This is a genomic window from Aliiroseovarius sp. ABM4_368 (assembly GCF_056161205.1).
The window spans coordinates 218,090-234,505 of the sequence record NZ_JBSWYR010000002.1; the positions used below are offsets into that span (position 1 = coordinate 218,090).

The 16,416-nt window shown below is 59.4% G+C and carries 17 protein-coding genes and 1 riboswitch; of the genes, 8 read left to right on the forward strand and 9 right to left on the reverse strand.

All coding sequences use genetic code 11. The features are described 5' to 3' along the window. Nucleotides 1-15: 15 nt before the first annotated feature. From ACXAH3_RS07000 to ACXAH3_RS07015, 4 genes are all read left to right on the forward strand, one after another. A complete protein-coding gene (locus ACXAH3_RS07000; protein WP_474861361.1) occupies nucleotides 16-1,254 on the forward strand; it encodes an NAD(P)/FAD-dependent oxidoreductase in 1,239 nt (412 codons plus the stop codon). Nucleotides 1,255-1,342: 88 nt separating this feature from the next. Beyond that, nucleotides 1,343-1,789 carry a peptide-methionine (R)-S-oxide reductase MsrB gene (msrB, locus tag ACXAH3_RS07005; protein ID WP_474861362.1) on the forward strand — a complete coding sequence of 149 codons (447 nt, stop codon included), beginning with the start codon at nucleotides 1,343-1,345 and terminating at the stop codon, nucleotides 1,787-1,789. Next, nucleotides 1,786-2,289, forward strand: coding sequence for a peptide-methionine (S)-S-oxide reductase MsrA (msrA, locus tag ACXAH3_RS07010; RefSeq protein WP_474861363.1), 504 nt, complete (start codon nucleotides 1,786-1,788; stop codon nucleotides 2,287-2,289). Before msrB ends, msrA begins: the two co-directional genes overlap by 4 nt. Nucleotides 2,290-2,293: 4 nt before the next feature. After that, nucleotides 2,294-3,760: a protein adenylyltransferase SelO gene (locus tag ACXAH3_RS07015; RefSeq protein ID WP_474861364.1), complete on the forward strand. Its 1,467-nt coding sequence runs from the start codon at nucleotides 2,294-2,296 to the stop codon at nucleotides 3,758-3,760. 171 nt (nucleotides 3,761-3,931) lie between these two features. Here the strand turns inward: ACXAH3_RS07015 and ACXAH3_RS07020 are convergent, their stop codons facing one another. The 4 genes from ACXAH3_RS07020 to ACXAH3_RS07035 form a co-directional block, all read right to left on the reverse strand. Beyond that, entirely contained in the window at nucleotides 3,932-4,273 is a 342-nt protein-coding gene (locus tag ACXAH3_RS07020; protein WP_474861365.1) for a CBU_0592 family membrane protein, read from the reverse strand. A gap of 82 nt (nucleotides 4,274-4,355) precedes the next feature. Beyond that, a complete protein-coding gene (locus ACXAH3_RS07025) occupies nucleotides 4,356-6,134 on the reverse strand; it encodes a bifunctional helix-turn-helix transcriptional regulator/alpha/beta hydrolase (RefSeq protein WP_474861366.1) in 1,779 nt (592 codons plus the stop codon). 179 nt (nucleotides 6,135-6,313) lie between these two features. Further along, nucleotides 6,314-7,306, reverse strand: a complete 993-nt coding sequence (locus ACXAH3_RS07030) for a type I glyceraldehyde-3-phosphate dehydrogenase (protein ID WP_474861367.1) — start codon at nucleotides 7,304-7,306, stop codon at nucleotides 6,314-6,316. A gap of 64 nt (nucleotides 7,307-7,370) precedes the next feature. Then, the gene (locus ACXAH3_RS07035; protein ID WP_474861368.1) at nucleotides 7,371-8,198 is read right to left on the reverse strand and encodes a bifunctional allantoicase/(S)-ureidoglycine aminohydrolase; all 828 of its coding nucleotides are present in this window, start codon (nucleotides 8,196-8,198) and stop codon (nucleotides 7,371-7,373) included. Between the two features lie 175 nt (nucleotides 8,199-8,373). Here ACXAH3_RS07035 and ACXAH3_RS07040 point away from each other — a divergent pair, with 175 nt between their 5' ends. From ACXAH3_RS07040 to ACXAH3_RS07055, 4 genes are read left to right on the forward strand one after another with little or no spacing between them, the layout of a single operon-like run. Further along, nucleotides 8,374-9,009 carry a CDP-alcohol phosphatidyltransferase family protein gene (locus ACXAH3_RS07040; RefSeq protein WP_474861369.1) on the forward strand — a complete coding sequence of 212 codons (636 nt, stop codon included), beginning with the start codon at nucleotides 8,374-8,376 and terminating at the stop codon, nucleotides 9,007-9,009. Then, nucleotides 9,006-10,214 (forward strand): ABC transporter substrate-binding protein, encoded by a 1,209-nt coding sequence (locus tag ACXAH3_RS07045; RefSeq protein ID WP_474861370.1) that lies wholly within the window; start codon nucleotides 9,006-9,008, stop codon nucleotides 10,212-10,214. The genes ACXAH3_RS07040 and ACXAH3_RS07045 overlap by 4 nt, the downstream gene beginning before the upstream one ends. A 45-nt stretch (nucleotides 10,215-10,259) precedes the next feature. Further along, nucleotides 10,260-11,954 carry an ABC transporter permease gene (locus ACXAH3_RS07050; RefSeq protein ID WP_474861371.1) on the forward strand — a complete coding sequence of 565 codons (1,695 nt, stop codon included), beginning with the start codon at nucleotides 10,260-10,262 and terminating at the stop codon, nucleotides 11,952-11,954. Beyond that, the gene (locus ACXAH3_RS07055; protein ID WP_474861372.1) at nucleotides 11,947-12,579 is read left to right on the forward strand and encodes an ATP-binding cassette domain-containing protein; all 633 of its coding nucleotides are present in this window, start codon (nucleotides 11,947-11,949) and stop codon (nucleotides 12,577-12,579) included. The genes ACXAH3_RS07050 and ACXAH3_RS07055 overlap by 8 nt, the downstream gene beginning before the upstream one ends. Here the strand turns inward: ACXAH3_RS07055 and ACXAH3_RS07060 are convergent. Genes ACXAH3_RS07060 through ACXAH3_RS07080 form a run of 5 tightly spaced genes read right to left on the reverse strand, consistent with a single transcriptional unit; the run spans nucleotide 12,576 to nucleotide 15,995 of the window. Next, a complete protein-coding gene (locus ACXAH3_RS07060; protein ID WP_474861373.1) occupies nucleotides 12,576-13,226 on the reverse strand; it encodes an energy-coupling factor ABC transporter ATP-binding protein in 651 nt (216 codons plus the stop codon). The two genes, ACXAH3_RS07055 and ACXAH3_RS07060, sit on opposite strands and share 4 nt — an antisense overlap. Then, nucleotides 13,213-14,001, reverse strand: a complete 789-nt coding sequence (gene cbiQ / locus ACXAH3_RS07065) for a cobalt ECF transporter T component CbiQ (RefSeq protein WP_474861374.1) — start codon at nucleotides 13,999-14,001, stop codon at nucleotides 13,213-13,215. Before cbiQ ends, ACXAH3_RS07060 begins: the two co-directional genes overlap by 14 nt. Next, nucleotides 13,998-14,585, reverse strand: coding sequence for a cobalt ABC transporter permease (locus tag ACXAH3_RS07070; protein WP_474861375.1), 588 nt, complete (start codon nucleotides 14,583-14,585; stop codon nucleotides 13,998-14,000). The genes cbiQ and ACXAH3_RS07070 overlap by 4 nt, the downstream gene beginning before the upstream one ends. Next, nucleotides 14,582-15,199: a cobalt transporter CbiM gene (gene cbiM / locus ACXAH3_RS07075; protein ID WP_474861376.1), complete on the reverse strand. Its 618-nt coding sequence runs from the start codon at nucleotides 15,197-15,199 to the stop codon at nucleotides 14,582-14,584. Before cbiM ends, ACXAH3_RS07070 begins: the two co-directional genes overlap by 4 nt. Before the next feature lie 10 nt (nucleotides 15,200-15,209). After that, entirely contained in the window at nucleotides 15,210-15,995 is a 786-nt protein-coding gene (locus tag ACXAH3_RS07080; RefSeq protein WP_474861377.1) for a DUF4198 domain-containing protein, read from the reverse strand. Nucleotides 15,996-16,117: 122 nt separating this feature from the next. After that, a riboswitch (cobalamin riboswitch) is annotated at nucleotides 16,118-16,330 on the reverse strand. Nucleotides 16,331-16,416: the final 86 nt, after the last annotated feature.

Genomic DNA, 16,416 nt, shown 5'->3' on the forward strand with positions numbered 1-16,416 from the left:
TCCCAAAGGTTCGACATGGCTGACGACATCACAATCATCGGTGCCGGTATCATCGGCGTCAGCATCGGGCTGGAGCTGGCCCGCCGTGGCCAGAAGGTCCGCATTCTAGATCGCAAAGGCGTCGCGGGCGAGACCTCGGCGGGGAACGCAGGCGCGTTTGCCTTCCAGGAAATCGAGCCGCTGGCCAAACCCGGCATTATGAAGCAAGCCCCCAAATGGTTACTGGACCCGCTGGGGCCATTATCCGTTCCGCCAGCCTATGCGATGCAGATCGCACCGTGGATGTTGCGGTTATGGCGGGCCAGTTGGCGCGATCGCTATGAAGGTTCGATGAAGGCGCAGGCCGAGCTGATGCATGTTGCGAAGGCCGCCTTCGAACGACAGGTGGCGCATATCAATCGCGAAGATCTGATCCAGCGTAAAGGGCAGATGGCGCTTTATGAGGGCGAGAAAGCTTACCAAAGCACCCTGCCCGCTTGGGATTTGAAGAAAGAACACGGCTTTGATGCCGTCCACCTGACCAGCCCCGTGGCAATCGCAGAATACCAGCCGGGTTTGCATCCGCGTTTTACCCACGCAGCCTTCACTCCCAACTGGTTCAACACCGTGGACCCGAAGTTGTGGACCGAAACCGTGGCGCAGGCACTGCGCGACGCGGGCGGCAAAATCCAGATCACATCCGTCCAGAACATCCTGCCCGCAGAAACGGGGGTGCGGATCGACACGGATGACGGGCCGATCGAAACCCAGAAACTAATCGTCGCAGCAGGCGCGTGGTCACACCATCTGGCGCGTCTTCTGGGCGACAAGATTCCGCTGGAAACCGAGCGAGGATATAACACCACCCTGCCCCCCGGAGCCTTCGATTTGCGTACCCACCTGACCTTCAGCCAACATGGCTTTGTCGCCTCGGGTATCAATGGCGGTGTGCGGATTGGTGGCGCAGTTGAGCTGGGCGGGTTGAAGCTTCCTCCGAATTTCAAACGTGCGGATGTCCTGCTGAAGAAAGCGAAAGCGTTTATGCCGGGCCTGAATACGGACGGCGGCACGCAATGGATGGGATACCGCCCGTCCCTGCCCGACACACTGCCGGTGATCGGCGCTTCGAGCAAGGATTCACGGGTGCTTTATGCGTTTGGCCACGGTCATCTGGGCCTGACCCAATCGGCAGGCACGGCCGAGTTGATCGCCGATCTGGCCCTTGGCACTTCGCCCGCTCTGTCGCTTGCTCCCTTTGCACCCACCCGGTTCTAGGCAGCCGCTCACGTCAACGTGCAATAACCAGCGCTTCCCTTTTGCGCCCGACACCCCATATTCTTCCCTTACCCTTAAGGAGGACCGCATGCGCTATCAAAAAACCCAAGACGCCATTGAACGCCTGACTCTGGAAGAATACCGGGTGACCCAAGAGAACGGGACAGAGCGGGCGTTCACGGGTAAGTATGACAAGCACTATGAACCGGGGATTTACGTGGATATCGTGTCCGGCGAGCCGCTGTTCTCGTCCTCGTCCAAGTTCAATTCGGGCTGTGGCTGGCCCGCCTTCTCGACCCCCATCGAAACGGCGCACGTGACCGAACACCGCGACAGCACGTTCGGAATGGAACGGGTCGAAGTTAGATCCAAGCACGGCGACAGCCATCTGGGGCACGTCTTCCCCGACGGCCCGCGCGAAACCGGCGGGCTACGCTATTGCATCAATTCGGCCTCGCTGCGATTTGTACCAAAAGACCAGATGGAGGCTGAAGGCTATGGCGATTATCTTGACCTTGTGGAGGGAAACCAATGACTGAACGCGCAATTCTGGCCGGCGGCTGCTTCTGGGGCATGCAAGACCTGATCCGCAAGATGCCCGGCGTGACAAAGACCCGCGTGGGGTACACAGGCGGGGACGTTCCCAACGCCACCTATCGCAATCACGGCACCCATGCCGAAGGTATCGAGATCTGGTTTGACCCAGCCAAGACCAGCTATCGCACGCTTTTGGAGTTCTTCTTCCAGATCCATGATCCAACCACGGTAGACCGTCAGGGCAATGACCTTGGCGCCAGCTATCGCTCGGGCATTTACTATCTGTCGGATGAGCAAAAGGCGACCGCGTTGGACACCATCGCAGATGTGGATGCCAGTGGGCTGTGGCCCGGCAAAGTCGTGACCGAAGTGAAAGCCGCAGGCGATTTCTGGGAAGCCGAGCCTGAACATCAGGATTATCTGGAGCGCTTGCCCAACGGATACACCTGCCATTTTGCCCGCCCTGATTGGGTTCTGCCCAAGCGGGCCGCAGAATAAGCGTATGACCCACCCGGATTTCGACAACAGCTTCGTCCGCGAACTTCAAGGCTTTTACGTCGACTGGAAGGGGGCGCAAGTCCCCGATCCAAAAGTGCTGCGCCTGAACCGCCCCTTGGCGAAACAGCTTGGGCTGGACGCCGATCACCTTGAAACCCGCGAAGGGGCCGAGGAACTGGTGGGCATGCGCATTCCCGACGGCGGCAGCTCGGTCGCGATGGCCTATGCCGGGCACCAGTTCGGGGGTTTCTCGCCGCAGTTGGGCGATGGCCGCGCGTTGCTGATTGGCGAGTTGATCGACACGGCTGGCAACCGCCGTGACCTGCATCTGAAAGGATCCGGAAAAACGCCGTTTTCGCGCGGCGGCGACGGCAAGGCTGTGCTTGGTCCGGTTCTGCGCGAATACCTGATGGGCGAGGCGATGCACGCCCTTGGCATCCCCACCACCCGCGCGCTTGCGGCCTCGACCACCGGGGAAACGGTGTTGCGCAATAGTGGACCTGAACAGGGCGCAGTACTTGCGCGGGTCGCGGCATCGCATCTGCGGGTTGGGACGTTCCAGTTCTTTGCCGCACGGGGTGATCACGCACGGGTCAAGCAATTGGCCGACTATGCCATCGCACGGCACTATCCTGAAGTTGAAGGCGCTGAGAACCGCTATCTGGAACTGTTCCGGCAGGTGCAAGCCCGCCAAGCCGCGCTGGTTGCGCAGTGGGTCCAAGTGGGGTTTGTCCATGGGGTGATGAACACTGACAACATGACCATCTCGGGCGAGACCATCGACTATGGCCCCTGCGCTTTCATCGACGCCTACAGCCCGGACGCGGTGTTCTCGTCCATCGACCGGCAGGGGCGCTATGCGTTTGGAAACCAGCCTAATCTGGCGCAGTGGAACCTTGCACGGTTCGCGGAAACGCTGGTCTTGCAGATCAATCCAGATGACCAAGACGCGGCCATCGCACAGCTGATGGAGGTGCTTGAAGAGTTCCCCGCACTGTACCAGCAGCATTGGCTGGAAGGCATGCGCAAGAAGCTGGGGTTGAACTCCAAGCGGGACGAGGATCTGGATCTAGCGAACGACCTGCACAGCCTGATGCAAGACGCGGGCAGCGACTATACGCGCACCTTCCGCGCGTTGTCGCGCGTGGCGGATGGGGATGCATCTGCTTTGGACAGCCTGGTGCCTTCCGAGGGTCGGGCCGACTGGGTTGCCCGCTATCAACATAGGCTAGGGCATGACGCCGAAAGCACCTCTCGAGCCGAGACAATGGACGCCATGAACCCGGTTTATATCCCGCGCAATCACAAGGTCGAGGAAGCTCTGACCGCTGCATCCGACGGCGACATGGCCCCGTTTGATCGGCTGCTAAAGATCCTAAGCAACCCTTATCAAGAACAGCCGGAAGCAGACGCTTACGCCCTGCCTACCCCAGATGGGTTTGGGCCTTATACGACCTATTGCGGAACCTAGGATCTGCGGAAAGCAGGACTTCGTGAATGTCTCGGGATCGTCGTGGGGTTTTGACGATCCCGAGATTTCACATGGACGCGCCACTCTCTACGCCCACGAAGTGTACTTTGCCATTTCCCGACCCACCCCCGGCCGGATCGTCGCAAAGCACAAACCAAATTCACATATCGCTTAGGAGGCTTCCGTCGCGGGGAAACGTGTCAGTCCCCGGTCTAATTCCCGACGGTCTGACACTGTGGAACGTGGTGTCTCTCCGCGACGAAACATCCCTACCAATCCGAAGAAGATGAAACCGACCTGGATCAGGAAGGCGCCCAGGTTGAAAGCATCGATCAGACTGGCCAGCACAAGCACCGCTGCCACGATTTTGGACAGCGAGTACAAAGCGCCATTGCCACATGTGTACCCACATTGAACCATTGCGAACCCACCTACATAGATGGCTGATCCGATTACGCCCCCAGCCTGGAGGAGTAATGGGTATCCCGCTAAAATTTCGAGAACATATGACAATTTAAAAACCTCTTCGCTCCAATACAGTTGAAGCTAAAAGGTTCGCTTTCGTCGGTCATACCCAAGTTGGGGTAAAATGGTCCTAGACCAGATGTTTTTCGACCTCGTCCAGCACATCGCGCCAGTGGCGGAAGAACACAAGCTGCCCGCCGTCGTCATAAAGGCGATAGTCGATCCAGTCGAAATCGACCCGGAACTCCTCCAAGGTGTCCAGCGGGACCTGAGGATCCTGCGCGCCGTTCATATAGATTACGGGCATGCGCCCTTTCTGCGAATTGGCCATATCGGACCAATCGCCCTGCTGTTCGCCCATCACCATCCGCGAGAACGCTTCGTGTGCAGAATGGGTGTCGGTCAAGGCGGTTTCTGATCCGGTGACCATTGCCTCGAAAACTTCTGGATTTTCAAAGGTTTCGATGTCTGCGGGGTTATTGCCATAGACCGCGTGGACAAAGCCACGCTTGCCGATTTTTCGCGCAAGATAGAACCCGGCTTTGACCATAAAGGGCAGAAGATGCGGCGTATATCGGGCACCTGCCAGAATGAAGCGGTGCCACTTCTCCATCCGCTCGTACTGCACCTTTTTGGTCATGGGAAGCGTCCCGGCACAGGCGATGATGGCGGTCAAATCGATATCCGCTTCTGCGGCCAGCGCAAAGGCATAGTAGCTGTCAGAGCCTAGGGAAATTACCGGGCAACGGTCCACCCCTTCAGCTTTCATGATCTGTATGGTGTCACGCGTGGCGCAAACGTCGTAATCGGCTGATTTCGGCACCATGTCAGATTGACCGTAACCCGCGCGGACGGGCACGATGATCCGTAATCCACGAGCCTTTGCCGCGGCCTCGGCGCTGGCGGGCCAACGGACCAAGCCATAGTCCAATGGCAGGAACAGCACGGGCTTTCCGGCGGTATCGCCCAGCACCAAATAATCCAGCCGCCGCCCATCGGGCGTGATCAGCGTCTGGAAGGGGCGTTCTTCCAGTGTGGCATAGCCTCGGCTGACAATGCGCGGGCCGGGATCGGCGTTCATGGTCAGGTTCGACATGTCCATGACCGACAGCGCAAGGCGTACCAGCTCGATCTGGCTTTTGGTTTCGGTTTTGGACAGGATCGATTTGATTTGCGCGCGCACTGTATCGATCGAGCGGCCCCGTTGCTCGGCAATCTCTTTGACTGAACAGCATTCGACAAGGCTCTGCACCACTTTGGCCTCAGCCCCGGTCAAATCAAATGCACGCTTCAGGATGTCTTCGAACCCGTCTGGACAGCTGACTTCAGACGAGGCGGCAAGGACGAAGCCGCCACGATCGCCAACCTGTACCTCTTGCAGGCGCACTACCACGAAATGCCCCTTCTCACGCGAGCGAAGGCGCAGGACGGCGGTGTTTTCCCCCGCATCCGAGATCAACGAGCGGGCGGCGACACGGATGCTTTCGACATCTTCCGGATTCACCCGCATCGCAGCAATGTCATCGCCAAGCGACAGACCCAAAACCTGTGTGGCCGCCGAGTTTACGGCGGCGACCTTGATCTGCTGATCCAGAAGGAAGGCGGCGACCTTGTCGAATGGCGCAATGGCTGCATTCAACTGATCCTGCGTGCTGGACTGGTCCAACCGATCCAGAAACGCGCCCGCGCGCTCGAAATGGCTGGAAATCGCTTGGTCGTCCAGAAGGCGTGGCGCGGACAGATCTACCCCATCGCGCATCGGCTTCAAGGCGGTTTCCCAAAGATCCAGAAGCGTCTCGTAACGTGTTGGGTCAAGCGCCACATCATACAGGCGTTCGATTGCTTCATCACGGGTTTTGCCGGTCAGGCCATCTTCCTGGGCTGACATCGGATGTGCAGGTTCAGTCATGTCCATTCGGGTGTCAGAGCGCCAATGGGCGCAGGGTTCGCATAGGTTAAGTCTAGCAATCAGCCCGTGACCCGCCAAGGGGTGTAAGCTTACGGGAAACCCGTAGGAATCCCCCCTTGACGTGGCACTTTTCACATATGTGTTGCGCAGTTCGCGCCCAGAACGGCTTTTGGAAAAACCTAGCTTTGGGCCATCAAACGGGCCACATCCAGCATCCGGTGCGAGAAGCCCCATTCGTTGTCATACCAACCAAAGACGCGCAGCAGCCCGCCTTCAGACACCGAGGTTTCAGGGCCAGAAATCACAAGGCTTTCCGGTCGCATCCGCAGGTCGGACGAGACCAAGGGCTCTTCCGTCCAGCCCAGTATCTTACCGGTCGCGCCCTCTTGCAGGATCGCGCGGGCTTGGGCCTCGTCTACCTCGTTGCGCAAACGCACGCTCAAGTCGATGCAGGACACGGAAGCGGTGGGAACGCGGATCGCGCGGGCTTCGACCTTTCCAGCCAGCTGCGGCAGCACGTCACCCACCAGCTTGTGTGCGCTAGTGGTGGTCGGCACCATCGACAGCGCCGCCGCCCGCGACCGGGCCGCATTGGCACGGGGTTTATCCACGGTCGGCTGACTGCCGGTGTAACAATGCACAGTGGTCATATGGCCACCAATCACGCCCAGCTGATCGTCGAGCAGCTTCAAAAGCGGCGCCAGCGCGTTGGTGGTGCAGGAAGCATTGGACACGATCCGATTCCCCGCCAACTGATCCTCATTCGCGCCCAAAACCACAGTCACGTCTGCCTCGGAGGACGGGCCGGAAATCAGGACATTGCGCGCACCTGCGGCCAGACCCCGCTCGGCCACTGCTCGTTTGCCCGCCATGCCGGTACATTCCAGCACCACATCCACATCGGACAGATTCATCGTACTGATGTCGGGTTTTGCATAGAAAGGGATGCTCTGCCCATTGATAACAAGCGCTTGATCCCCAGCCGAGACTTCGCCCGGGAATGGGCCGAACACGCTGTCATATTTGAACAAATAGGCGCAGGTATCCAAGCTTTCGATGTCGTTGATAAACGCCACCTCGAACGGACCAGCGTCTTGCGCCAAGATACGCAGAATGGATCGGCCAATGCGGCCGAATCCGTTCAATCCGATGCGAATCTTCTGTGACATCATCTATCCCTCGCGCGTGTTTCCGTGCCACAGAAGGGGAAATGCGCGGAAGGTTCAAGCCTTATGATCAAAACCCGGTCAGGGGCATGTGGCGATTCACGTCTTTATAAAGCAAATAGCGAAACGGCCCCGGCCCGCCCGCATAGCACGCCTGCGGACAGAAGGCGCGCAACCACATGTAGTCGCCGGCCTCAACCTCGACCCAATCTTGGTTCAGGCGATAGACGGCCTTGCCTTCCAAAACGTACAGCCCGTGTTCCATCACATGGGTTTCGGCGAATGGAATGACGCCGCCCGGCTGGAAGGTGACTATGTTTACATGCATGTCGTGACGCAGATCCGAAGGGTCAACAAACCGCGTCGTTGCCCACGCATTATCAGTATCCGGCATCGGTATCGGATCGTGATCAGCTTCGTTCGTGACGAAAGGTGTCGGGGCGTCGATCCCTTCGACCTGTTGATACTGTTTGCGAATCCAGTGGAAGCTGACGGATGCATCTGATCGGTTTGCCAGCGTCCACGCACACCCCGCCGGAAGAAAAGCATAGCCCCCCGTCTGCATGTCATGTGCTGTCCCGTCAATAGTGATGGTCATCTCGCCATCGACAATGAACAACACGGCCTCAGCTTCGGGGTTGTCTTCCGGTCGTTCACTGCCGCCCCCCGGTGCGACTTCGGCGATATAGTGCGAGAATGTTTCAGCAAAGCCCGACAGCGGTCGCGCCAAGACCCAGAACCGCGCGTCTTTCCAATGCGGCAGCGCCGAGGTCGTGATGTCCGAAAACGTCCCCTTTGGAATCACAGCATAGGCATCCGTAAACACTGCGCGATCCGTCAAAAGCTGGGTTTGCGGCGGCAAGCCACCCTTCGGCGTGTAATAGGTCGGTTTCTTCATCAGGGCCTCCGATTGACGCCCTATTCAATCGCAAGACGGCAGACCGGCCAAGGCTTTTAACGCGGAACCTATGACGATTGCTCACGTTTTCGTATGTCGCATGGACGGCGAGGGGCGATTTGGTCCAGATATTCATCGAACGCCGCGATAGATCGGCGATGGGAAAGGGCGCGTCATGCTGGACGCTTATGCACGTAAACTGATTGATCCGCCGCTGGACCGGATCGGTGGCTTGCTGGCGCGGGTTGGTGTCTCGGCCAATGCTGTGACATTGGCTGGGCTTGGCCTTGGGCTTTTGGCTGCAATCAGCGTCGTGTCTGGGCAGTTCACTCTTGCACTGGGGCTGATCCTTGCCTCGCGCTTGGCTGATGGGCTGGACGGGGCCGTTGCCCGCGCCAGCACACGTACCGATTTCGGCGGTTATCTGGATATCACCGCGGATTTCGCATTCTACGGCGCGATCCCCATGGCATTCATTCTGTACGACCCCGCTACCAACGGAATTGCCGGTGCGTTCCTTCTGCTAAGCTTTTATGTGAACGGCGCAAGCTTCCTTGGCTATGCGATCCTTGCCGAGAAGAAAGGGATCGAAAGCCGCGTGCAAGGTCTCAAGTCGCTCTATTATTCCAACGGCATCCTTGAGGGTACGGAAACCATCCTGTTCTTTGTACTTCTCTGCCTTGCGCCCCGTTTTTTCATGCCCTTGGCATGGCTGTTTGCCATCGCCTGCTTCGCCACCGCCATTCTGCGTGTCTGGGGTGCGTATCAGGCCTTTGGCCCCACAATTATCGATCAACCGGAGTCCAAATGAAACATCTTGCTCTTGCCGCCAGCCTTCTGGCGTCGACCCTTCTGCCCATGGCTAGCTTTGCCGATCCTGACCCCGCAAACTGGGACGCTGTGCTGGACGAGGCGAAAGGCCAGACAGTTTACTGGAACGCATGGGGCGGCTCGCCCACGACGAACGCGTTCATCGAATGGGTCGGTAATCAGATCGAGGCACGCTATGGCGTGATGCTGGAGCATGTGAAACTGACCGACACCGCCGATGCCGTAACTCGCGTGTTGTCAGAAAAGCAGGCCGGCCAGGATGATGACGGCGCCATCGACATGATCTGGATTAACGGGGCCAATTTTGCCTCGATGAAGGAGAACGGCCTGCTGTTTGGCCCGTTTGCCGAAGATCTGCCGAACTGGCAGTTTGTGGATGCCGAGGGCAAGACAGTCCGCACGGACTTCACAGTTCCAGTCGAAGGGTACGAGGCCCCGTGGGCGATGGCCCAAGTTGTGTTCATGTATGACACGGCGGATATTGCCGAGCCGCTGCCGTCAGCCGCCGCGATCCTTGAATGGGCCAAAGCCCATCCCGGCCGCTTCACTTATCCACAGCCGCCTGACTTTTTGGGCACGACGTTCCTGAAGCAAATGCTGGTCGAGCTTACGCCCGACGCGACAGCACTTGCCCAGCCGGTCTCGGATGAGAGCTATGACGCGGCCACGGACCCGCTTTGGTCTTTCCTTGAGGAACTGACCCCCAACCTCTGGCGCGAGGGTCGGGCCTATCCCGCCAATGGTCCGCGTCAAATTCAGCTGATGAATGATGGCGAGGTTGATCTGGCGATCAGCTTCTCACCCTCGGAAGCCTCGACCGCGATTGCGAATTACGAGCTGCCCGACACCGTGCGCACCTTTGTTCTGGACAAGGGCACAATCGGCAACGCGTCCTTCGTGGCGATCCCCTATAACTCGGGGTCGAAAGCAGGCGCGATGGTCTTGGCCGACTTCCTGATGTCGCCCGAAGCGCAAGCCCACGCGCAAGACCCGAACGTGCTGGGCTATGGCACCGTTCTGAATATGGCCGCCTTGTCGGACGAAGACCGCGCACGCTTTGACGCGCTGGATCTGGGCATTGCGACCCTGACACCCGCCCAGCTTGGCCGCGTGCAGGACGAACCACACCCCAGCTGGATGACCCGCATCGCGGAAGACTGGCAGACGCGCTACGGCGTTCAGTAAAACATCTGATTGCCCCGCGTCCTGCACGCGGGGCAGTATCCGACCATGTTCCGCCTTCCCCGCCTTCCTCTGTTTCCACTGCTGACGGTCCTGTTTCTGCTGGGACCGCTGGTGGCGGGGTTGTGGGGAACGCTTCTGCCTGCCTTTGGGCACTTTCCGGCAGGCGGGCAACACGGGCCGTCGATGGAACCCTTTCGTGCGTTGTTGGATTGGCCCGGACTGGCTGATGCCTCCCGTTTGTCGCTGGTCACTGGTGCAGTCTCGGCAGTGCTGTCGCTCGCCATCACCGCGTTGATCCTTGCGGGCTGGACCGGCACACGCGGCTTTCGCCTGCTGGAACGTTTGCTCTCGCCCTTCCTCTCGGTCCCGCATGCTGCCGCCGCCTTCGGACTGGCCTTTCTGATCGCCCCCTCAGGCTGGATCACGCGCCTGTTTTCTCCTTGGCTGACGGGGTGGGAGCGCCCACCAGACCTTTTGATCCTGAACGATCCGTGGGGCCTGTCGCTGATCGCCGGGATGGTGGTGAAAGAGGTTCCGTTCCTCTTGCTCATGTCCATCGCCGCACTTGGCCAGATCGATGGCCGCCGCCGCATGGCGCTGAGCCAGAGCATGGGATACGGCCGCATCAAAGCGTGGATGATCGCCATCTTCCCCGCGCTTTACGCCCGCATCCGTCTTCCCGTCCTTGTGGTCCTGACATGGGCCATGTCGGTGGTGGATGTTGCGGTGATCCTTGGCCCGTCCACCCCGCCCACCCTGTCCGTGCAGATTGTGCGCTGGATGTCCGACCCGGATATCGGCTTCCGCCTGCTCGCCGCCGCCGCAGCGCTGTGGCAGTTGCTGCTGGTCATCGCAGGCGTCGGCCTGTGGTTTCTGGGCGAAGCGCTGATTGCCCGGCTTGCCTGTCGCCACATCCAGTCTGGACGGCGCGGGCGCAGCGACGCAACTTTGCGCGTCACCGGCTTCGCCCTTGGCGCCATTGTCTCTCTGTCCCTGCTTCTGGGCTTCTTCGGCTTGGTCACTTGGTCCTTCGCCGGTTTCTGGAGCTTCCCTGACCTGCTGCCCGACCAGTTCACCTTGCGCAGCTGGATGCGCCACCGCGCAGGCAGTCTGGATGCCTTGGGAGAGACTGCATTGATTGCTGGCGTGTCGGTCACCATCGGGATGATCCTGACCGTCGGCTGTTTAGAGACCGAGGAACGATATGGCCTGCGCATAACCCAGCGCGGGATGTGGCTGATCTATCTGCCGCTGATCCTACCGCAAACCGCATTCCTGCCGGGGCTGCAAACGCTTCTGTTAAACTTCGGGTTGGGTATGGGCCGACTGCCCGTCATTGTGGCGCATCTGGTCTTTGTCCTGCCTTATCTGCGCCTGTCTCTGGAAGGACCGTGGAGCGCATGGGATAGCCGCCAAGCCACCATTGCCAAGGCATTGGGAGCCACGCCAAACCAAATCCTGTGGCGCGTGCGTCTGCCTATGCTGCTGGCCCCGCTGTTGACTGCAACCGCCGTCGGTGTCGCCGTATCCGTCGGGCAATATCTGCCCACGCTGCTGGCGGGTGGAGGCCGGGTCGAAACGCTGACAACCGAGGCTGTCGCGCTGGCTTCGGGCGGAGATCGCCGCGCAATTGGAGTTTTCGGCCTGATGCAAACCGCCGCCGCGATGCTGCCCTTCGCGCTGGCCTTGGCACTGCCAGCTTTAGTATGGCGCAACCGAAAGGGGCTTTTGAATGGATAATGGATTGCATCTGGATCAGGTCCGCATCCTGAAAGACGGCGTAGAACTAATCGAGATCGACACCCATGTCGCGCTCGGATCGGTGCTGACCATCATGGGGCCAAGCGGTGTTGGCAAGTCCACGCTTCTGTCCGCGATCATCGGCACCCTGCCCCCGGCATTCACACTGCACGGCCATGTCCGACTTGAGGGCCGCGACCTGCTGCCTTTGCCTTCCGAGGATCGCTGCGTCGGCATCCTGTTCCAAGACGCACTTCTGTTCCCACATCTCAGCGTCGGGGCCAATTTGGCTTTCGGGCTGACCCAAGGCGGTACGCGCGCGGAACGCCGGGCACAGATCGAGGCGGCACTGGTCGAGGTGGGGCTGGAAGGTTTCGCCGATCGCGACCCCGAAACCCTGTCGGGAGGCCAACGCGCGCGGGTGGCTTTGATGCGAATGCTGCTATCTGAGCCGAAGGCACTGTTGCTAGACGAGCCATTTTCGGGCCTCGATGCCGCGCTGAGAGAACAGGTGCGCGCGCTGGTGTTTGAACACGCCCGCGCCCGTGCTTTGCCCGTTCTGATGGTCACCCATGATCAAGAAGACGCGGATGCAGCGGGGGGGCAGTTGGTGAGGCTCGGTTAGATCCGCACCAGCTTCCGGTGTTCCAGCCGATAGCCATCGGGTGCGATCTCGGTCCGGAACTCGGGGGCATGACTGACCAACAGGATCGCCTGATCCAGCCCTTTCAGGATTTCGGTCAAGCGGGCGTAGTTGTCCGGGTCCAGCGCGTTGGTGGGCTCGTCCAAGATCAGCATCTCGGGCTCCATCGCCAGCACGGTTGCCAGCGTCACCAGGCGTTTCTCTCCACCGGACAGCTTATGCGTGATCCGGTCGCGCAGATGCATCAGACTAAGCCGGGTGAGAACCTGATCGACAATCGCCAGCGCCTCGTCCTTGGACTTACCTAGATTCAGAGGGCCAAACGCCACGTCCTCAGCAACAGTGGGACAGAACAGCTGGTCATCGGCGTCCTGAAAGACAAAACCGATACGGCGGCGGACCTCGTGGAAATCAGCGTCTTCGGCGCGCGGTTTGTTAAACGCGGTGATGGTGCCCGCATCCGGCCGCAATAGGCCCATAATCAGCTTCAAAAGCGTCGACTTACCCGCGCCGTTCGGCCCGACAATCGACAAACGCTCGCCCGGGTCCATCCGCATTGATGCGCCTTCTAGCACGGGCTCAAGCCCCGGATAGGCGAAGTGAATATCCGTGAGCTCAAGCAATGGCATAGGTGACCTCGGCCCAGATCAGGGCCGCTAGTGCCAGCAGCATTGCGCCTGCAAACATGACATCTGTACGTGTCAGGCGGAACTCTTCCAGCAGTATAATGCGCCCCGAAAAGCCCCGACATTTCATCGCCGCCAGAATACGTTCCGAGCGTTCAATCGCACGCACCAGCATCATGCCGACCAGATAGCCATAGCTGCGATAGGTGTGCCAGTTGGTGCCGGGGCGAAAACCACGCAGCTTCATAGAGGTGCGCAGACGCATGTATTCTTCGCGCAGCACGTCGATATAGCGGATGGTGAACATCATCAGATGTACCAACCGTTCGGGCGTTTTCAGCGCGAACAGGGCGTGGCCCATAGTGACAGGCTCCATCGAGCCGACCAGCGTCATGACGGCCAGAATGACCGCATTGGCGGTCAGCGCGATCTCGGTCGCGCGCCACAGGCCTTCCCATGTGGCGTCAAATCCGAACACCGAAAACATCGGCGTGCCGGGCATGGTGAAGGGAAGCAGGATCAAGGTGAAAATAATGAAGCCGTCCATCATCGCCATGCGCTTAAAAGTCTTATGAAACGGCAGACCCGAGATCGCCAGAAGCCACATCGACAGGATCAGCGCACCCGACAGAACCCGCAGGTCATCCAGTGCAACTACGGTGATCGCATAAATCACGGTCATGACAATCCGCATCCGGGGATCAAGCGAAGACACGGCAGAGCGCAATGCGCCAAAGCCGGTCAGCGGCTTGTTTTCTCCGGTCAGGACATAGGTCACGCCTTGCCCTCCATCTTGCGGCGGGCCGCGATATAGAAGCCCAGACCAAAGAGCCCAACGATATAGCCAATCCCACCAAGCACCGATTGGAAGTTTGTTTCGGTTTTCAACGCAGTCAGCTCTTGCCGGATCGGGCGCAGTTCTGTGCGGATCATGGTGGCAAGCTCGGCGCGGGTTTGATCGGACAGACCGGCGGGTGCCATGCTAGAGGCCGGGGCACCGTTCAGGACCGAAGCGCCAGCGCTTGCGTCAGCAGCCTCTTGCCCCATCAATTGAGCGACTTCGGCTGCTGGCATGATCACCTCGGCCACATGACCTGCACCCAGATCGCCCCGGAATATATGGGTCACGGGCTGGTTAGGCGTATAGATGAAGAACCCGTCTGCATCAGTGATTGTCTCGCCCAGTTTATTGCCCGCCTCGTCGAAGACTTCGATCTTCAGATCGGGGGCCATGTCGCCGCTGGAAAAGCCGATCTCGCCCTCGATATCGGACCCAGAAGGGAAGACAGATGCGATAACGTTGTGGGACAACGCGGGCAAAGGCGCTGCCAATGCAAGGATCAGAACTAGGGAACGGATCATGCCAACCCTCCTTTCGAGCGGATAAACAGCTCGGGCTTTACGCGGCGGGCCAGGAAAATGGCTGCGCCAGACAAAAGTGCTTCGATGATGATAACAGGAATATGCGCCACAAAGACCAGCTTGGCAGCGGGGATGAACTCTTCGCCCGAAAGGGCAAGCGAAAGAGCGACGGCCACCGTGGTAGCGGCGATGGCAAACCCGCCACCGATCCCACCCCAGATCGCGCCCTGCACCGGGCTGCCTCGGGCAATCAGTCTTCCAAAGATCAAGCCTGCCAAAACCGCAGGCAGCGCAATGTTCACCGCGTTCACGCCCAGCACGGTCAAACCACCAAAGCCGAAGAACACAGCCTGTAGCAAAAGCCCGACAAACAGTGCCGGAAACGCAGCCCAGCCCAGAACCAGCCCCGCCAACCCGTTCAGGATCAGATGGACCGAGCTGGGCCCGATCGGCACGTGGATCAAAGAGGCTACGAAAAAGCTGGCCGACAAAACACCTGCCGCCGGAATTCGCTCGAGCGGCAGATGTTTCAAGCCCATCGCGATACCGCCCACAGCCAAAGCCGCGCCGCCGATCAGCACGGGATTTGACAAGGCTCCATCTACAATGTGCATCGCGCGGTCCTTACTTCAGCTCGGTGGCTTTGATCCACAGAACTGCGTCTTGGCTCAGCTCTTTGCCTTCATGCTCGGTCGCCGGCCCGGACCCCAAGGCAGCAAAGCCCCAGTTGCCCGCTTTCGGAATGCCGAAAGTGAAGACGCCGTTTGCATCAGTCAGGGCCACGATGGTGCCGCCGGGCATCGCGCCTACGCTGCTGTCGGTTGTCGAGAACGCGGCCAGATCCGGCTCGGCAGCCATGTATTCGATCTCGATCTCGGCACCGGAAACAGGTTTTCCGTCCGACAGAACCACACCCGAGAAGGTCGAGCCAACGACAACGTTATAGGGCTTGTTCAGCGGCATGATCTCGGTCGACAAACCGGCAGGCTGATCCCAATCAGTGGGCAAACCGTTGCGGTTTAGAAACGACTTTGTGATCTGCTGAATATAGATGTCTTCGCTTTCTTCATAGTACGGCGCAGGCACGGTCACGACCACATAGTCGCCCGAGCGTTTGACCGGCACGGAAGCTGTAAAAGCAGCGGCTTCGTTATGTGCACCCTTGAAAGTGGCCGGGGCCACGCGATCCATCAGGTCGGTCCTTTCGCCATTGTGGATCATGAAGAACTCTTGTGGAGCGTCCATATCCATAGCGTGCCCGTTCTCCATCGGGTGCCAGAAAATCAGGCCCATCGGCACATCGCCGGGCTTCTCGATCAGCACCTCATCGGTGTGTTGCAAAAGGAAATGCGCCTGTGCGGCAACGGGTACAAAAGCGGCCAGAGTTGCGGCCAGAAGTTTCTTTTTCATGTCGTCCTCATTCGACGTCGCAGGCAAATGACCTGCAATCAGGAATGAACAACGGGGTATTGGCACGGGAAGGTCTTTGGACCGCCGGGCCAGACGCTCACCCCGGCGTCCGGTGGAAATGGGCAAATGCCCAGCGTCCGGCAGGTCTCCTGACTTGCGGGTCGTCGCGTAGCTGGCCTTCCCGGGCTTCAGCCCAGTGGCATATTCAGCTTTGCTCGCCGCTCACAGTTGCGGGGGCAGTCCCGGATTTGGCGCCTGTTGGCTACACCTCACCGGCTTCCCTATTACTTCCACGGTGCTTCTGCACACGCGAAACCGATCGCTGCTTCTGCATGTCAGATCACGACGGGACGAGTCAAGCGAAAGCAGGGCACGCGATGGGTCGCATACGCCACGGGAGAAGTCGCAAAAACTTCAAAGG